Below are 14,252 nucleotides of genomic sequence, written 5' to 3'. Positions count from 1 at the left end.
CATCTCGGCACCGCTCGTCGACACGACCGGCCGGTCGCGCACCCTGGACAGGGTCGCGGCCGGCCGGTCGTCGTTTGTCAGCCGTGTCAGCCGAGCAGGCGCCGGTGCCAGGCCAGCGCACCCGCATCGGTGAGCGAGGCGACCTGGTCGATCACCACCCGGGTCCGCGCCGCGTCGTCGGCGGCGGCGTCCCAGTCGGCGGCGAAGGTCTCGTCCAGGTCCTCACCCTCACGCTCGAGCAGCGCCGCGACCAGCTCGGCGAGCAGCTCGCGCTGACGCTCCTGCAGCCGTATCCGCGAGGCGTCCTGCATCACGTAGTGCGCGGCGATGCCCTTGAGCACCGTGATCTCGGCCCAGGTGTCCGCCGGCACGACCAGGTCCGCGCGGTAGCGCACGAACGGGGCCTCCCCCGCGGCGAACGTCGCCTCCTGCACGGCACCGCAGAACCTGCCGACGAGGTCGCTGGTCAGGTTCTTCAGCGCGGCGCGGCTGCCGCGGCGCCCGTCGTACGGTGTGCGCGGCCAGCTCCCGACCGCGCGCAGCCGGTCCAGCACGGCGTCCAGCTCGTCGTCGCCGGCGTCCGGCAGGTACCAGGCGCGCACGGTCTCCCAGGTCGCGGCGGTGTCGAGCCGGGTGAGGTCGATCTTGCCGGCGACCGTGCCGTCCTCGACGTCGTGCACGGAGTAGGCGACGTCGTCGGCCAGGTCCATCACCTGCGCCTCCATGCAGCGGCGTCGCGCCGGTGCGCCGGCGCGGACCCAGGCGAAGGCGGCCAGGTCGTCGTCGTACACCCCGAACTTGCCGGTCTCGGCGGCCGGACCGTCCGAGGCGTCGTCTCGCTGCCAGGGGTACTTGGCGCAGGCGTCCAGCGTCGCGCGGGTCAGGTTGAGCCCGACGGAGGTTCCCGCGGCGTCCGCGGTCTTCGCCTCCAGCCGGGTCAGCAGCCGCAGCGTCTGCGCGTTGCCCTCGAACCCGCCGCAGTCGGAGGCGAGCGCGTCCAGGGCCCGCTCCCCGTTGTGCCCGAACGGCGGGTGCCCGAGGTCGTGGGCCAGCGCCGCGGTCTCGGCCAGGTCCGGGTGGGTGCCCAACGCACGGGAGAGGTCCCGGGCGATCTGGGCGACCTCGAGGCTGTGGGTGAGCCGGTTGCGCACGAAGTCGTCGCTGCGCGGGTCGACCACCTGGGTCTTCGCCGCGAGCCGACGGAACGACGCCGCGTGCACCACCCGCGCCCGGTCGCGCTCGAACGCCAGCCGCTCGGGTGCCTCCACCCGCTTCGGCGGCTCGGCGACGATCCGCTCCCGGTCGGCGTCGCCGTAGAGCTGCTCGACCACGTCCACGGCACCGACCTTAGCGGCGCCGACCTGCTCGGCGCCGCCGGACTCAGTACGTCGTGACGTGCACGTGGTCGTAGTGGTTCGCCGTGGCCGAGCCGCGGTCCGACATCGGCCGCCAGCCCTCGCCGGCGCGCTCCACCGACCAGATCTTCTGCGCGTAGATCAGGTAGTTCACGCCAAGGGCCTGGTGGTTGGCGCGGACGAACTCCGCGACCTCCCAGCCGCGCTCGCCGGAGACCATGATGTCGACCGCGAGGCCCTGGGAGTGCTCGCCGTCACCGCGGAACGTGCCGTAGGTGCTGATCTCCGGGAAGTTCCCGCAGACGGCCTCGTGCACCTTCTTGACGTTGGCGCTCACGCCGGAGGCCACGGAGGTGCCGTTGGTGCAGGACGCGCCCAGCGCGGGCTTCTTGACCGGCTTCTCGTCGCTCAGGTAGCCCTCGGTGACCCAGCGAGCGGCGCCGTCGAGAACGATCTCGACGCGCTCTCCGTAGCTGCGGCCGGTGATGAGGACCTTCTCGCCGGCGTCGATCACGCCGACCTTCTTGGCCTTGGCGTCGGGCCGGGTCCACAGGTTGAGGTCCTCGGTGGTCCAGCGACGCTCGTCGGCGTTCTTCACCGCCGCGGCCACCGCCTTCTTGGCGAGCAGCCGGTCAACCGCGGAGACCTTGACCTTGACGGGCTCGGCCTTCTTGGCGGGCTTCTCCTTGGTCCGCGTGGCCTTGCGCGACAGGGTGGGCATCTTGCGCACCGCCCCGCTGACGCTGCCGGCGACGGCCGTGGGCTTGGTGGCGGTGCGATCGACGGCGACGACGCTGGTGTCGGACTCGGGACTGCTGGTGAGCACGCCCCCGGCCACGACCGCTCCGGTCGCCAAGGCCGCGAGCGAGCCGGCGAGTGCGGCTGCTCGGGGAGTACGTCGCGCGGTTTCCCGCTTGTGGCTGGTGGCCACGCGCTGGTCCTTTGCTTTCGACTACATGACAGCGCCTGACACCGTAGCCGGATCAAGCGCGCCAAATGAGTGAAACACAGAGCGTGAGAGGCCTCCGAAATAAGACCCCGGTACGCCGCTGTGGGTTCCCTCACCCCGGGGGTTCGGGGCGCGGCCCCGGCGCGCCCGCGGGGCGGGCGGTGCGCTAGTGCAGCCGGCGGTGCGTGGCTCAGCCGCCGGTGGCGGCGTCGACGTCCTCCAACGGCCGCACGCAGCCCTCGCCGAGCCCGTCGGTGTCGTCCAGCCAGCCCTCGGGGATGACCACCTTGTTTCGCGGCGATCCCTGGCGTCCGCGCGGTGCGCCGAGCTCGCCCACCGGGAACGGCTCGCTCGGGTCGAGCGCGCCCAGCAGCGTGTCGAGGGCGGCCAGCGAGTCGACCAGGCCGAGCGAGCGGCGCATCTCGCCGCCGGTGCGGAAACCCTTGAGGTACCAGGTGACGTGCTTGCGGAACTCCTTGCAGCCCCGCTCCTCCCCCATGTGCTCGCACAGCAGCTCGGCGTGGCGGCGCATCATGGCGGCGACCTCACCCAGGGTGGGCAGCGTGGTGGCCTGTGCCCCCGTGCCCTCGAAGGCCGCGGCGAGGTCACGGAACAGCCAGGGCCGGCCCAGGCAGCCGCGTCCGACGACCACGCCGGCTGCGCCGGTGTGCTCCATCATCCGCAGCGCGTCGGCGGCCTCCCAGATGTCGCCGTTGCCCAGCACCGGGATGTCGACGTGCTCGACCAGCTCGCCGATGGCGTCCCAGTCCGCCTCACCCGAGTAGGCCTGCACGACGGTGCGCCCGTGCAGCGCGATCGCCGCGCAGCCGGTGTCCTGCGCGATCCGGCCGGCGTCGAGGTAGGTCAGGTGGTCCTCGTCGATGCCCTTGCGGGTCTTGATCGTGACCGGGACGTCGTACGGCGTGGCGGCGGCGACCGCGGCCTCGAGGATCGCGCCCAGCAGGTTCCGCTTCCACGGCAGCGCACCGCCGCCGCCCTTGCGGGTCACCTTGGGCACCGGGCAGCCGAAGTTGAGGTCGACGTGGGCGACGCCGTACTCCTCACAGAGGATCTTGGTCGCCTGCCCGACGTAGGTCGGGTCGGTGCCGTAGAGCTGCACCGAGCGGACCTGCTCGGCCTCGTCGAAGACCAGCATCCGCCTGGTGGTCTCGTCGCCCTCGACGAGACCCCGGCTGGTGATCATCTCGCAGACGTAGAGCCCGGCGCCGTGCTCGGCGCAGAGCCGGCGGTAGGCGGCGTTGGTGATGCCGGCCATCGGGGCGAGCACGACCGGGGTCGCGACGTGCAACGAGCCGAGCTGCAGGCCCTGGGCGACGACGGTCATGTCGTCATTGTCCGGGCGCGGTCGTGGGCCACCCAAATCGGGTGCGGGCTCAGCCCTGCGACTTCTCGTCCTGCTTCTCGTCCTGCTTCTTGTCCCGCTTGTTCTTCTTGCCCGGCTTGGTGACCTTGCCGGGCTCGCCGCGCCAGGTCACCGCCTCCAGCCCGGCCGGGGGCTGGAAGCTGACCGACTCCAGCTGCCGGGCGGGCGCGATGAAGTACACCTGGCACAGCTCGGCGCTGGCCCCGGTGGCGAACGGCGTGGGCAGCGGACCGCCGGTGCAGGCCGGCAGCTGGGCGCGGGTGTAGTAGTTCGGCGCCTCCAGCGTGCTGCCGTCGTCGGCCCACAGCACGTTGTCCAGCAGCATGCCGCCGAGGTCGGTCTGCCCGACATTGGTGACCACGAGCCGCACGAAGTACGGCGTGCGCGCCGACGTCGCCTCGTCGACGTTCCAGCCGGCGAAGGACTCACCGAAGGAGGTCCGCTCCAGCCGCTGCACGGTGACCGACAGCGCGCCGACCTCCTTCTGCCGCCGCTCGAAGGCGATCACGCCGTCCTCCCCGAACGCCAGCTCGGTGCCGGGCTCGGTGAGGTCGACGTCGCCGGGGACCTCCAGGTACGCCGGCGCGGCGCTGCTTGCTCCCGAGGGAGCGTTCGACTCCTCGTCGCCGGCCGAGCCACCGCCGGACCCGCACCCGGCGAGCACGACGAGGCCGAGGCCGGCGACGAGGAGTCGGGTCAGCATCCGACGAACCGCTCGGCGAAGTAGCCCGTCAGCTTGTCCAGCGACACCCGCTCCTGGGACATGGTGTCCCGCTCGCGGACCGTCACCGCGTTGTCGTCGAGGGTCTCGAAGTCGACGGTGACGCAGTACGGCGTGCCGATCTCGTCCTGGCGACGGTACCGACGTCCGATGGCGCCGGAGTCGTCGAAGTCGACGCTCCAGTTGCGACGCAGCTCGGCGGCGAGGTCCTTGGCCTTGGGCGAGAGGTCGGCGTTGCGCGAGAGCGGCAGCACCGCCATCTTGACCGGCGCCAGGCGGGGGTCGAGGCGCAGCACGGTGCGCTTGTCGACGCCGCCCTTGGTGTTGGGCGCCTCGTCCTCGGTGTAGGCGTCCACGAGGAACGTCATCAGGCTGCGCGAGAGGCCGGCTGCCGGCTCGATCACGTACGGCACGTAGCGCTCGTTGTTGGCCTGGTCGAAGTACGACAGGTCGGCGCCGGAGTGCTGGCTGTGCGTGGACAGGTCGAAGTCGGTGCGGTTCGCGATGCCCTCGAGCTCACCCCACTCCGAGCCGGCGAAGCGGAAGCGGTACTCGATGTCGACGGTCCGCTTGGAGTAGTGGGAGAGCTTCTCCTTGGCGTGCTCGTAGTGCCGCAGGTTGTCCGGGTCGATGCCGAGGTCGGTGTACCAGGCGGTGCGGGTGTCGATCCAGTACTGGTGCCACTCCTCGTCCTCCCCGGGCTTGACGAAGAACTCCATCTCCATCTGCTCGAACTCGCGGGTGCGGAAGATGAAGTTGCCCGGGGTGATCTCGTTGCGGAAGCTCTTGCCGATCTGGGCGATGCCGAACGGGGGCTTCATCCGCTGCGAGGTGACCACGTTGGCGAAGTTGAGGAAGATGCCCTGGGCGGTCTCGGGGCGCAGGTAGTGCAGCCCGGACTCGTCCTCGGTCACACCGAGGGTGGTCTTGAGCATCCCGGAGAACTCACGGGGCTCGGTCCAGGCGCCGCGGGTGCCGCAGTTGGCGCATGCGACGTCCTTGAGGTCGACGTCGTCGGGGCTGGCGTACTTCGAGCTGCCCTTCTTCTCCGCCTTCTCGAACTCGGCCTCCTGCAGGTGGTCGTAGCGGAAGCGCTTGTGGCACGACATGCACTCGGTGAGCGGGTCGTTGAAGGTGGCGACGTGACCGGAGGCCTCCCAGGTCTGCCGCGGCAGGATGACGCTGGAGTCGAGACCGACGACGTCCTCGCGGGCCTGCACCATCGAGCGCCACCACTGGCGCTTGATGTTCTCCTTCAGCTCGACACCGAGCGGACCGTAGTCCCAGGCGGAGCGGGTGCCGCCGTAGATCTCCCCGCAGGGGTAGACGAAGCCACGACGCTTCGCGAGGGAGACGACCTGGTCGACGATGGACGGGGGCGGCTTTGCCACGGTGATTCCTTTGTGGGAACGAGCCCGGCTGGCTGCCGGGCGGTGTTGTGATGAGACTCCAGCAAGCTCCTCACGGGGAGCAACCCCCTAGGTTACGCGAGCCTGCGCCACGTTGAGCACGGCGTGCGGCTCGACCGTCTCGAACGCGCTCGGCTCGTCGAGCGCCCGGCTCAGCACCGGGACGCCGTGCAGCTTGACGTCGTACGACGACAGGGCGCGGCGGTAGGCGCCGACGCTCGCCCAGCGGGTGGCGAGCACCCACAGCGCGGGGTCGTCCAGGCTGCGGCCGAGCACCCCGTCGACGTAACCGGCCTGGTCGGCGAGCAGCACGTGCACGGCCTCGAGCTCGGCGCGCAGGTCCTCGGCCGGATCGGCACGGAAGCGGTTGACGACGAGCACGCAGCGCACTCTACGCGCGCGAGCGGCACCTGCTCGCCGGTTTGACTCCACCCCTCCTTCAATTGAGAATGATTCTCATGCGTTTCCTTCCGGCCCTCGCCGCGCTCGTCCTCCTCGGAGCCGGTTGCTCCGCACTCGACGACGATCCCGCGGGCGACGGAGAGGTCCGGGTCGCTGCCGCCACCTACCCGTTGGCCTGGGTCGCCGAGCGACTCAGCGAGGGCACCGGCACGAAGGTCGACCTCCTCACCCGGCCCGGCGGCGAGGCGCACGACCTCGAGCTCGGGGTGCAGGAGACCGCGCTGGTCGCCGACGCCGACCTGGTCGTGCTCCAGGGCGGGTTCCAGCCCGCGGTCGAGGAGACGGTGGCCCAGAACGCCACCGGCAGGGTCCTCGACGCGGCCGACGTCGTCGACCTCGTGGCGATCGACGAGAGCCACGAGGAGCACGCGGCCCACGACGGCCACGGCGACGAGCACGCCGAGGAGAGTCACGACCACCACGGCCACGGTGACACCGACCCGCACTTCTGGCTCGATCCGATCCGGATGGTCGCCCTCGGCGAGGAGGTCGCCGACCTGCTCGCCGCCGTGGACCCCGAGCACGCCGAGCGCTACCGCGAGAACCTCGAGACGCTGCGCACCGACCTCGTCGACCTCGACGAGACCTGGACCGCTGGCCTCGAGCGTTGCGCGCGTGACACGATCGTGGTCTCCCACGACGCCTTCGGCTACCTGGAGAAGTACGGCCTCGAGGTGGCCTCGATCGTCGGCCTCTCCCCCGACGCCGAGCCGACCGGCGCGGCACTCGGGGAGCTGCAGCAGCTGATCCGGAGGGAGGGCATCACCACGGTGTTCAGCGAGCCGCTCAAGCCGGCGCTCGGCAAGAACCTCGCCCGCGACCTCGGGCTGACCGAGGGTGTCCTCGACCCGATCGAGGGCCTGTCCAAGGACTCCTCCGACGAGGACTACCTCTCGCTGATGGAGGCCAACCTGGAGGCCATCCGGGCCGCGAACGGATGCCGGTGAGCGACCAACCGCCCCCGGAGCACCCGCGCCGCGACTCGACGGCGCCGGGCACGTCGGACTCCCCCTCCGTCGTGTCCGTCCACAACGCCGGCGTCGCCCTCGGCGGCCGGCCGGTGCTGCGCCGCATCGACCTGGAGGTCCGGGCCGGCGACTTCGTCGCCCTGATGGGAGCCAACGGGTCGGGCAAGTCCACCCTGGTCCGCGCCATCGTCGGCCTGCGCCCCCTGGTCAACGGCGAGATCCGGCTGTTCGGCACTCCCCTGGAGCACTTCTCGCAGTGGCGGCGGATCGGCTTCGTGCCGCAGCGCGCCAGCGCCGTCTCCGGCGTGCCCGCCTCGGTGTGGGAGGTCGTGGCCGCCGGCCGGCTCACCCGCCGGCGCCTGCTGCGGCCGCTGAACCGGGCGGACCGGGCCGCGATCGACGACGCGCTCGAGGTGGTCGGGCTCGCCGACCGGCGCCGCGACGCGGTCTCCAACCTGTCCGGTGGCCAGCAGCAGCGGGTGCTGATCGCCCGCGCGCTCGCCGGGGAGCCGGAGCTGTTCTTCCTCGACGAGCCGACCGCCGGCGTGGACCTGCCCAACCAGCAGGTGCTCGCGGAGACCCTGGGCCGGCTCAAGGAGCGCGGGTCCACGATCGTGCTGGTCGCCCACGAGCTCGGCCCCCTGGCCCCGCTGGTGGACCGCGCGGTCGTGCTGCGTGACGGCCGGGTCGCCTACGACGGCCCCGCGCTGAGCGACCACGAGGTGCACGAGCCGCGGTTCGCCGAGCCGCACACCCACCACCATCACCCGCACGAGTCCCGCGGCGTCGTACGGGACCACGTGCCGCACGTCGCCTCGCCGGTCGACCGGCACCCGGAGGAGCACGAGTGAGCCCCGTCGAGCTGTTCGCACAGCCGTTCATGCAGCGCGCCCTGATCGCCGCGCTGCTCACCGGGCTCGCCGCTCCCGCCATCGGCACGTTCCTGGTGCAGCGGCGACTGTCGCTGATGGGTGACGGCATCGGGCACGTCGCCGTCACCGGCGTCGCGCTCGGCCTGGTCACCGGCGCCTCGCCGCTGTGGACCGCCGTGCTCGTCGCCGTGCTGGGCGCGGTGCTGATCGAGATCATCCGAGAACGCGGGCAGACCAACGGCGACGTGGCCCTGGCGCTGCTCTTCTACGGCGGACTGGCAGGCGGCATCTTCATCAGCGGCCTGGGCGGGGACAGCGCCTCCGCGCTCAACCGCTACCTGTTCGGGTCGCTGACCACCATCTCGCCCGGCGACGTGCTGGTGACGATGGTGCTGGCGATCGCCGTCGTCGGGCTCTGCGTCGGACTGGCGCCCCAGCTGTTCGCCGTCGCCCAGGACCAGGAGTTCGCCCGGGTCGCCGGGCTGCGGGTGCGCGGCTACAACGTGCTCGTCGCCGTCCTCGCCGCGGTGAGCGTCACGGTGGCCATGCGCACCGTCGGCCTGCTGCTGGTCTCCGCGCTGATGGTCGTCCCGGTCGCGACCTCCCAGCAGCTCACCCGCTCCTTCCGCACCACCCTCGGCGCCGCGATGGCCCTCGGCACCCTGGCCTCGGTCGGCGGCCTGGTGATCGCGACCCTCGCCTCCTACCGCGCCACGGTCGCGCCCGGCCCGACCATCGTCCTGCTGGCGCTCGCCTGCTACATCGTCGCCTGGCCGGTCGGTAGCTGGCTGCGGCACCGGGCGCGGCTGCGCGAGCCCTTCTCCGACGCAGAGCCGGACGAGCACGAGGAGTGCGGCGAGCACCCCCACGCCCACGGCCCCGGCTGCGGCCACCTCGCCGTGGCGCACGACGACCACGTCGACTACGTCCACGACGGCCACCGCCACGCCGAGCACGGCAGCCACTACGACGAACACTGAGCACATGGCGCGAGCGCGTCATCGCTTCGCTCTGCCGGATGGGCCGGCGCTACTCGGCGACGGGGTTGGGCTCGGCGCCGCCGTAGCGCCGGTCGCGGCGGGCGTAGGTGTCGATGGCCTGCCACAGGTGGCGGCGGTCGACGTCGGGCCACAGCACGTCGGAGAAGACGAGCTCGGAGTAGGCGGCCTGGTAGAGCATGAAGTTGGACAGCCGCTGCTCACCGGAGGTGCGCCAGATGAGGTCGGCGTCGGGCAGCTCGGGCACGTAGAGGTAGCGCGCCAGCGTGCGCTCGTCGACCTTGTCCGGGTTCACCTTGCCGGCGGCGACGTCGCGGGCCAGCCCTCGGGCGGCGTCCCCGAGCTCGGAGCGACCGCCGTAGTTGACGCACATCGTCAGGGTCAGCACGTCGTTGTCGCGGGTCATCTCCTCGGCGACCCGCAGCTCGTTGATGACCGACTTCCACAGCTTCGGCGCCCGTCCGGCCCATCGCACCCGCACCCCGAGCTCGTGCATCTCGTCGCGCCGGCGCCGGATGACGTCGCGGTTGAACCCCATCAGGAACTTGACCTCCTCGGGGCTGCGCGACCAGTTCTCGGTGGAGAACGCGTACGCCGAGACGGCCTTCACCCCGATCTCGATCGCGCCCTCGACGACGTCGAAGAGGCTGGACTCGCCCTCCTCGTGCCCCCTGGTGCGCGGCAGGCCGCGCTCCTTGGCCCAGCGGCCGTTGCCGTCCATCACGATGGCGACGTGGTGCGGCACGAGCTCGGCGGGGATCTGCGGCGGGCGGGCGCCGGAGGGGTGCGGGCGCGGTGCCCGCACCTCGGTACGACGTGCGGCAGCCGCCGCAGCGGCACGGGATCGGCGGGAGGTGCGGCTCACGGGGTCAGTCTGTCAGCGCCCCGCTCAGCGCTCGACGTAGGCCAGTGAGCGCAGGCCGCGCTCGAGCTGCCACTGCACGAACGCGGCGACCAGTCCGCTGGCCTCGCGGACGTGACGGGGCTCGGCGGCCTCCACGACCGGCCAGTCACCGGCCAGCAGGCCGCCCAGCAGCACCAGCGTCTGCGGCGCCGGGCTGGCCGAGCCGGGGATGCGGCAGGTGGAGCAGAGCACGCCGCCCATGGACGGGTTGAACCAGCGGTGGTGACCCAGCTCGCCGGTCGCGGTCACCGGCGGGCGTCCGCAGTGCGCACAGTCCACGAAGGTCGGGGCGTAGCCGGCGATGGCCAGAGCACGGAGCAGGTAGGAGTCCAGCACGTGCCCGACGGCAAGCTGGCCGCCGGCCATCGCGGTCAGCGCACCGGCCAGCAGGTTGAACTGCTGACGCGCGGGCTGGCGCTCCTCGACCACGACCCGCTCCGCGGTCTCCAGCATCACCGTGCCTGCGGTGTAGCGGTCGTAGTCGTTGCCCAGCGTGGCGCCGTGGGCGGCCTTGGTCTCGGCCTGGGTGATCGTGTCGAGGTTGCGGCCCTCGGCGAGCTGCAGGTCGACGTGGGTGAACGGCTCGAGCCGGGAGCCCCAGCGCGAGGAGGTCTTGCGCACCCCCTTGGCCACCGCGCGGACCCGCCCGTGCTGGCGGGTCAGGAGCGTGATGATCCGGTCGGCCTCACCCAGCCTGTGGGTGCGCAGCACGATCGCTTCGTCACGGTAGAGCGGCACGGGACCAGTGTGCCTCCTTCGGCCCTCGCTCCCGCGCGCCACCCCGGCGCCCGACCCGACCTACGGCCCGACGTACGGCCCGACGTACGGCCCGATGCGCGGCGCGGTCCCCTACGGTGGGCGGCGTGCCGCTCCCCTCGCCCTCCCCGCGCACGCCCGCCGAGGTGCACCTGCACGTCGTGGTGATGGGGGTCTCCGGCACCGGCAAGTCGACGCTCGCCCGGGCGCTGGGCACCGAGCTCGGTCTCACGATGGGCGAGGGCGACGAGCACCACCCGCCGGCCAACGTCGCCAAGATGGCGGCCGGCCACCCGCTCGATGACGCCGACCGGACGCCGTGGCTGGCCGCGCTGGCCGACTGGACCGCACGGCGGCACGAGGCGGGCAAGGGCACCGTGCTGACCTGTTCGGCGCTGCGCCGCCCCTACCGCGACGTGCTGCGCGCGGCCGTGCCGGAGGAGACGCTCTTCGTGCACCTGACCGGCTCCGCGGACGTGCTGAGCAGCCGGATCACGGCACGGATGACGGGCCGCGAGCACTTCATGCCCCCCTCGCTGCTGGAGTCCCAGCTGCGCACGCTGGAGCCGCTGGAGGACGACGAGGTCGGCGGCATGGTCGACTGCGACCTGCCGCTCGACCTCGTCGTCACCGACGCGGTGACGCTGGTGCGCCGGCTCAGCCCCGGCGGATCTTCGGGGCCAGCCTGAGCGGGCGCTCCTTGTCGGCCTACGACGACCGGGTACGACGCCCCCGCAGCGCCGAGCGCAGGCACTCGCGTGCGAACCGGGTCACCACCATGTCGATCCGCTCCGGGTGGCGGCGCCACTCCAGCGGCATGGTCGCGCTCTCCAGCGTGGCAGCCGGCAGCTGGGCGGCCAGCATCCGGGCGTCGGAGGCGGGGTGGAGCGGGTCCCGCCCGCGGGCCAGGACCAGGGCGGGTGCGGTGATGGCCTCCCGCTGGGTCGCGGACGGCGCGATCCTGCCGAAGAGCACACCGTGGATCACCGCGGCGACGGCGCTGGGACGCTGGTCGATCGTGTCCCGGGCGAGCCGGACGACCTCGGGCAGCCAGCGGGTGGGCACCGGCCGCGAGGCCAGCCGCAGGGTCTGCAGCGCCAGCGGCGCGTACCGCGCGAGGTACATGCTGGGGGCGAGCACGGCGAGCTGCGGTGCGAGCGCGTTGTCGAGCACCGGAGCGTCGAGCACCAGGCCACACACCCGCTCCGGGGCGATCGCGGCCACCTCGAGGGCGATGTTGGCGCCGAAGGAGCTGCCCCCGACGACGGCCCGGGTCGCACCCACGTGGTCGAGCAGCGCGACGACCTGCTCGGCGAACGCGGTGACGGAGTAGACCAACGGGTCGGCCGGACGGTCGCTGCGGCCGTGGCCGAGCGGGTCCAGCACGAGCACGTGCAGGCCGGCCGCGGCCAGCGCCCGGGCGGTGTGGTCGTGCACCTGGCGTGGGACCAGCAGCGGCGGCAGCAGCACCACCCAGGCGTCGCCCGAGCCGTGCTCGGTGAACTCCAGCCGCTCGCGCCCGCGCCGGCACTCGATGAAGAACTGCCGATTCCCCTCGGAGGCCAGCGCGGGGCGGGCCACGTCAGTCGCCGATCAGCGGGGCGGGCGTGGCCGGGATCGTGATCGCCTGCGCCCGGTTGGCGGCGCAGACCACGGCTCGCAGCGAGGCGGTGACGATGTTGTGGTGGATGCCGATCCCCCACACGATCTCGCCCTCGATCTCGCACTCGACGTACGCCGCGGCCAGGGCGTCGCCGCCGGAGCTGAGCGCGTGCTCGGCGTAGTCGAGCACGCGGATGTCGGCGCCGGCCTGGCGCATCCCGTCCACGAACGCCGCGACGGGGCCGTTGCCCATCCCGGTGAACGTCTGCTCCTCGCCGCGTACGGCGAGCCGGACCTCCTGCCGGTCGTCGCCGTCGACGTCGGTGGTCGAGGAGAAGCTCACCAGGTCGTAGGGCTCCTCGCGGTCGAGGTACTCGCTGCGGAAGATCGCCCAGATCTCGTCGGGGGTGACCTCGCCGCCCTCGGCGTCGGTGCGCTGCTGGATCACGCGGCTGAACTCGATCTGCGCGCGGCGCGGCAGGTCCAGGCTGTGCTCGGCCTTCAGCACGTAGGCCACCCCGCCCTTACCGGACTGGCTGTTGACCCGGATGACCGCCTCGTAGGTGCGGCCGACGTCCTTGGGGTCGATCGGCAGGTAGGGCGCCTCCCACGGGATCTCGCCGACCGGCTTGCCCTGCTCGGCCGCGATCCGCTCCAGGTCCTCCAGGCCCTTCTTGATCGCGTCCTGGTGGGACCCGGAGAAGGCGGTGTAGACGAGGTCGCCGGCGTAGGGGTGGCGCGGGTGGACGGGCAGCTGGGTGCAGTACTCCACGGTGCGGCGCACCTCGTCGATGTCGGAGAGGTTCACCTGCGGGTCGATGCCCTGGCTGAACAGGTTCATCGCCAGCGTCACCAGGTCGACGTTGCCGGTGCGCTCGCCGTGCCCGAACAGGCAGCCCTCGACCCGGTCCGCGCCGGCCATCAGGCCCAGCTCGGAGGCGGCCACCGCGGTGCCGCGGTCGTTGTGCGGGTGCAGGCTGATCACGGAGTGCTCCCGGCGGGTCAGCGCGCGGGAGAAGTACTCGATCTGGTCGGCGTAGGTGTTGGGCGTGGACATCTCCACGGTCGCCGGCAGGTTCAGGATGATCTCGCGACCCGCCTGCGGCTGCCACACGTCGGAGACCCGCTCGCAGACCTCGACGGCGAAGTCGGTCGGGGTCTGGGTGAAGATCTCCGGGGAGTACTGGTAGCCGAAGTCGGCGTCGCCCAGCAGCTGCTCGGCGTACTTCATCACCCACTCGGTGCCGCGCACCGCGATCGCGATGCACTCCGCCTCGCTCACCTTGAACACCACGCGGCGGAACAGCGGCGCGGTGGCGTTGTAGAGGTGCACGGTGGAGCGGGGGGCGCCGGCCAGGGACTCCACGGTGCGCTCGATGAGGTCCTCGCGGGCCTGGGTCAGCACCGAGATCCGTACGTCGTCGGGGATCCGGTCCTCGACGATGAGCTGGCGCACGAAGTCGAAGTCCGTCTGGCTCGCGGCGGGGAAGCCGACCTCGATCTCCTTGTAGCCCATCTTGACCAGGAGCTCGAACATCGTCATCTTGCGCGAGGGACTCATCGGGTCGATGAGCGCCTGGTTGCCGTCGCGCAGGTCGGTGGAGAGCCAGCGCGGCGCACGCGTGATCTTCGCGTCGGGCCAGGTGCGGTCCGGCACGGTGACCGGCTCGAACGCCGTGTAGCGCTGGAACGGCATCCCGCTGGGCTGTTGGCTCGGGATGGTGACAGGGCGGGGCTGGATGGTCATGACTTCCTCGGCTGGAATTCGCGGTGGCTTCGAACGGTCGATCCGAAAGGGCGCCGGGCGCGCGACTCACTCCGCAGCGAGGGGTCCGGCTGGGTCAGACCTCGCTGCGGCCGCTAAGAAGCAGG

14 protein-coding genes are annotated in these 14,252 nt (G+C 72.1%); 4 read left to right on the top strand and 10 right to left on the bottom strand.

The genetic code is table 11. The features are described 5' to 3' along the window. Window positions 1-86 precede the first annotated feature (86 nt). The 6 genes from KG111_RS06045 to KG111_RS06020 all read right to left on the bottom strand — a co-directional run bounded on the left by KG111_RS06045 (window position 87) and on the right by KG111_RS06020 (window position 6,199). On the bottom strand, window positions 87-1,337 hold the full coding sequence (locus KG111_RS06045) for a deoxyguanosinetriphosphate triphosphohydrolase (protein ID WP_249666323.1): 1,251 nt from the start codon (window positions 1,335-1,337) through the stop codon (window positions 87-89). A 43-nt stretch (window positions 1,338-1,380) separates the two neighbouring features. Next, complete coding sequence (locus KG111_RS06040) at window positions 1,381-2,286, bottom strand: VldE C-terminal domain-containing protein (protein ID WP_205291598.1); 906 nt, start codon at window positions 2,284-2,286, stop codon at window positions 1,381-1,383. A gap of 208 nt (window positions 2,287-2,494) precedes the next feature. Next, window positions 2,495-3,649, bottom strand: coding sequence for a tRNA dihydrouridine synthase DusB (gene dusB, locus KG111_RS06035; protein WP_205291599.1), 1,155 nt, complete (start codon window positions 3,647-3,649; stop codon window positions 2,495-2,497). A 49-nt stretch (window positions 3,650-3,698) separates the two neighbouring features. Then, window positions 3,699-4,391, bottom strand: a complete 693-nt coding sequence (locus KG111_RS06030) for a hypothetical protein (protein ID WP_205291600.1) — start codon at window positions 4,389-4,391, stop codon at window positions 3,699-3,701. Beyond that, entirely contained in the window at window positions 4,385-5,800 is a 1,416-nt protein-coding gene (locus KG111_RS06025; protein ID WP_205291601.1) for a glycine--tRNA ligase, read from the bottom strand. The genes KG111_RS06030 and KG111_RS06025 overlap by 7 nt, the downstream gene beginning before the upstream one ends. An 87-nt stretch (window positions 5,801-5,887) precedes the next feature. Further along, on the bottom strand, window positions 5,888-6,199 hold the full coding sequence (locus tag KG111_RS06020) for an antibiotic biosynthesis monooxygenase family protein (RefSeq protein ID WP_205291602.1): 312 nt from the start codon (window positions 6,197-6,199) through the stop codon (window positions 5,888-5,890). 77 nt (window positions 6,200-6,276) lie between these two features. Here KG111_RS06020 and KG111_RS06015 point away from each other — a divergent pair, with 77 nt between their 5' ends. The 3 genes from KG111_RS06015 to KG111_RS06005 are packed head-to-tail and all read left to right on the top strand — an operon-like array spanning window position 6,277 to window position 9,100. Beyond that, window positions 6,277-7,227 (top strand): metal ABC transporter substrate-binding protein, encoded by a 951-nt coding sequence (locus KG111_RS06015; protein WP_205291603.1) that lies wholly within the window; start codon window positions 6,277-6,279, stop codon window positions 7,225-7,227. Next, a complete protein-coding gene (locus KG111_RS06010) occupies window positions 7,224-8,099 on the top strand; it encodes a metal ABC transporter ATP-binding protein (RefSeq protein WP_249666322.1) in 876 nt (291 codons plus the stop codon). Before KG111_RS06015 ends, KG111_RS06010 begins: the two co-directional genes overlap by 4 nt. Beyond that, a complete protein-coding gene (locus tag KG111_RS06005) occupies window positions 8,096-9,100 on the top strand; it encodes a metal ABC transporter permease (protein WP_249666321.1) in 1,005 nt (334 codons plus the stop codon). The genes KG111_RS06010 and KG111_RS06005 overlap by 4 nt, the downstream gene beginning before the upstream one ends. Before the next feature lie 49 nt (window positions 9,101-9,149). Here KG111_RS06005 and KG111_RS06000 read toward each other — a convergent pair whose 3' ends face one another. Together KG111_RS06000 and recO are read right to left on the bottom strand one after the other, a co-directional pair. Continuing rightward, window positions 9,150-9,923: an isoprenyl transferase gene (locus KG111_RS06000; protein ID WP_205291765.1), complete on the bottom strand. Its 774-nt coding sequence runs from the start codon at window positions 9,921-9,923 to the stop codon at window positions 9,150-9,152. Between the two features lie 84 nt (window positions 9,924-10,007). Beyond that, a complete protein-coding gene (gene recO, locus KG111_RS05995) occupies window positions 10,008-10,760 on the bottom strand; it encodes a DNA repair protein RecO (RefSeq protein ID WP_205291605.1) in 753 nt (250 codons plus the stop codon). A 125-nt stretch (window positions 10,761-10,885) separates the two neighbouring features. On the opposite strand from recO, the gene KG111_RS05990 reads away from it, so the two are divergent. After that, on the top strand, window positions 10,886-11,467 hold the full coding sequence (locus tag KG111_RS05990) for a gluconokinase (RefSeq protein WP_249666320.1): 582 nt from the start codon (window positions 10,886-10,888) through the stop codon (window positions 11,465-11,467). A gap of 19 nt (window positions 11,468-11,486) precedes the next feature. Here the strand turns inward: KG111_RS05990 and KG111_RS05985 are convergent, their stop codons facing one another. Beyond that, complete coding sequence (locus tag KG111_RS05985; protein ID WP_205291606.1) at window positions 11,487-12,359, bottom strand: alpha/beta fold hydrolase; 873 nt, start codon at window positions 12,357-12,359, stop codon at window positions 11,487-11,489. A gap of 1 nt (window position 12,360) precedes the next feature. Next, entirely contained in the window at window positions 12,361-14,127 is a 1,767-nt protein-coding gene (leuA, locus tag KG111_RS05980; protein WP_205291607.1) for a 2-isopropylmalate synthase, read from the bottom strand. Window positions 14,128-14,252 lie beyond the last annotated feature (125 nt).

This window comes from Nocardioides faecalis (assembly GCF_018388425.1).
GTDB lineage: Bacteria > Actinomycetota > Actinomycetes > Propionibacteriales > Nocardioidaceae > Nocardioides > Nocardioides faecalis.
Note: the sequence above shows the minus strand (reverse complement) of the source record. Positions and strands in the feature narration are given on the sequence as shown.

Bases quoted from the DNA above. Each gene is read 5' to 3' on its own strand.
- dusB (WP_205291599.1), bottom strand. From the start codon at position 3,649: ATGACCGTCGTCGCCCAGGGCCTGCAGCTCGGCTCGTTGCACGTCGCG.
- KG111_RS06015 (WP_205291603.1), top strand. From the start codon at position 6,277: ATGCGTTTCCTTCCGGCCCTCGCCGCGCTCGTCCTCCTCGGAGCCGGT.
- KG111_RS06030 (WP_205291600.1), bottom strand. From the start codon at position 4,391: ATGCTGACCCGACTCCTCGTCGCCGGCCTCGGCCTCGTCGTGCTCGCC.
- leuA (WP_205291607.1), bottom strand. From the start codon at position 14,127: ATGACCATCCAGCCCCGCCCTGTCACCATCCCGAGCCAACAGCCCAGC.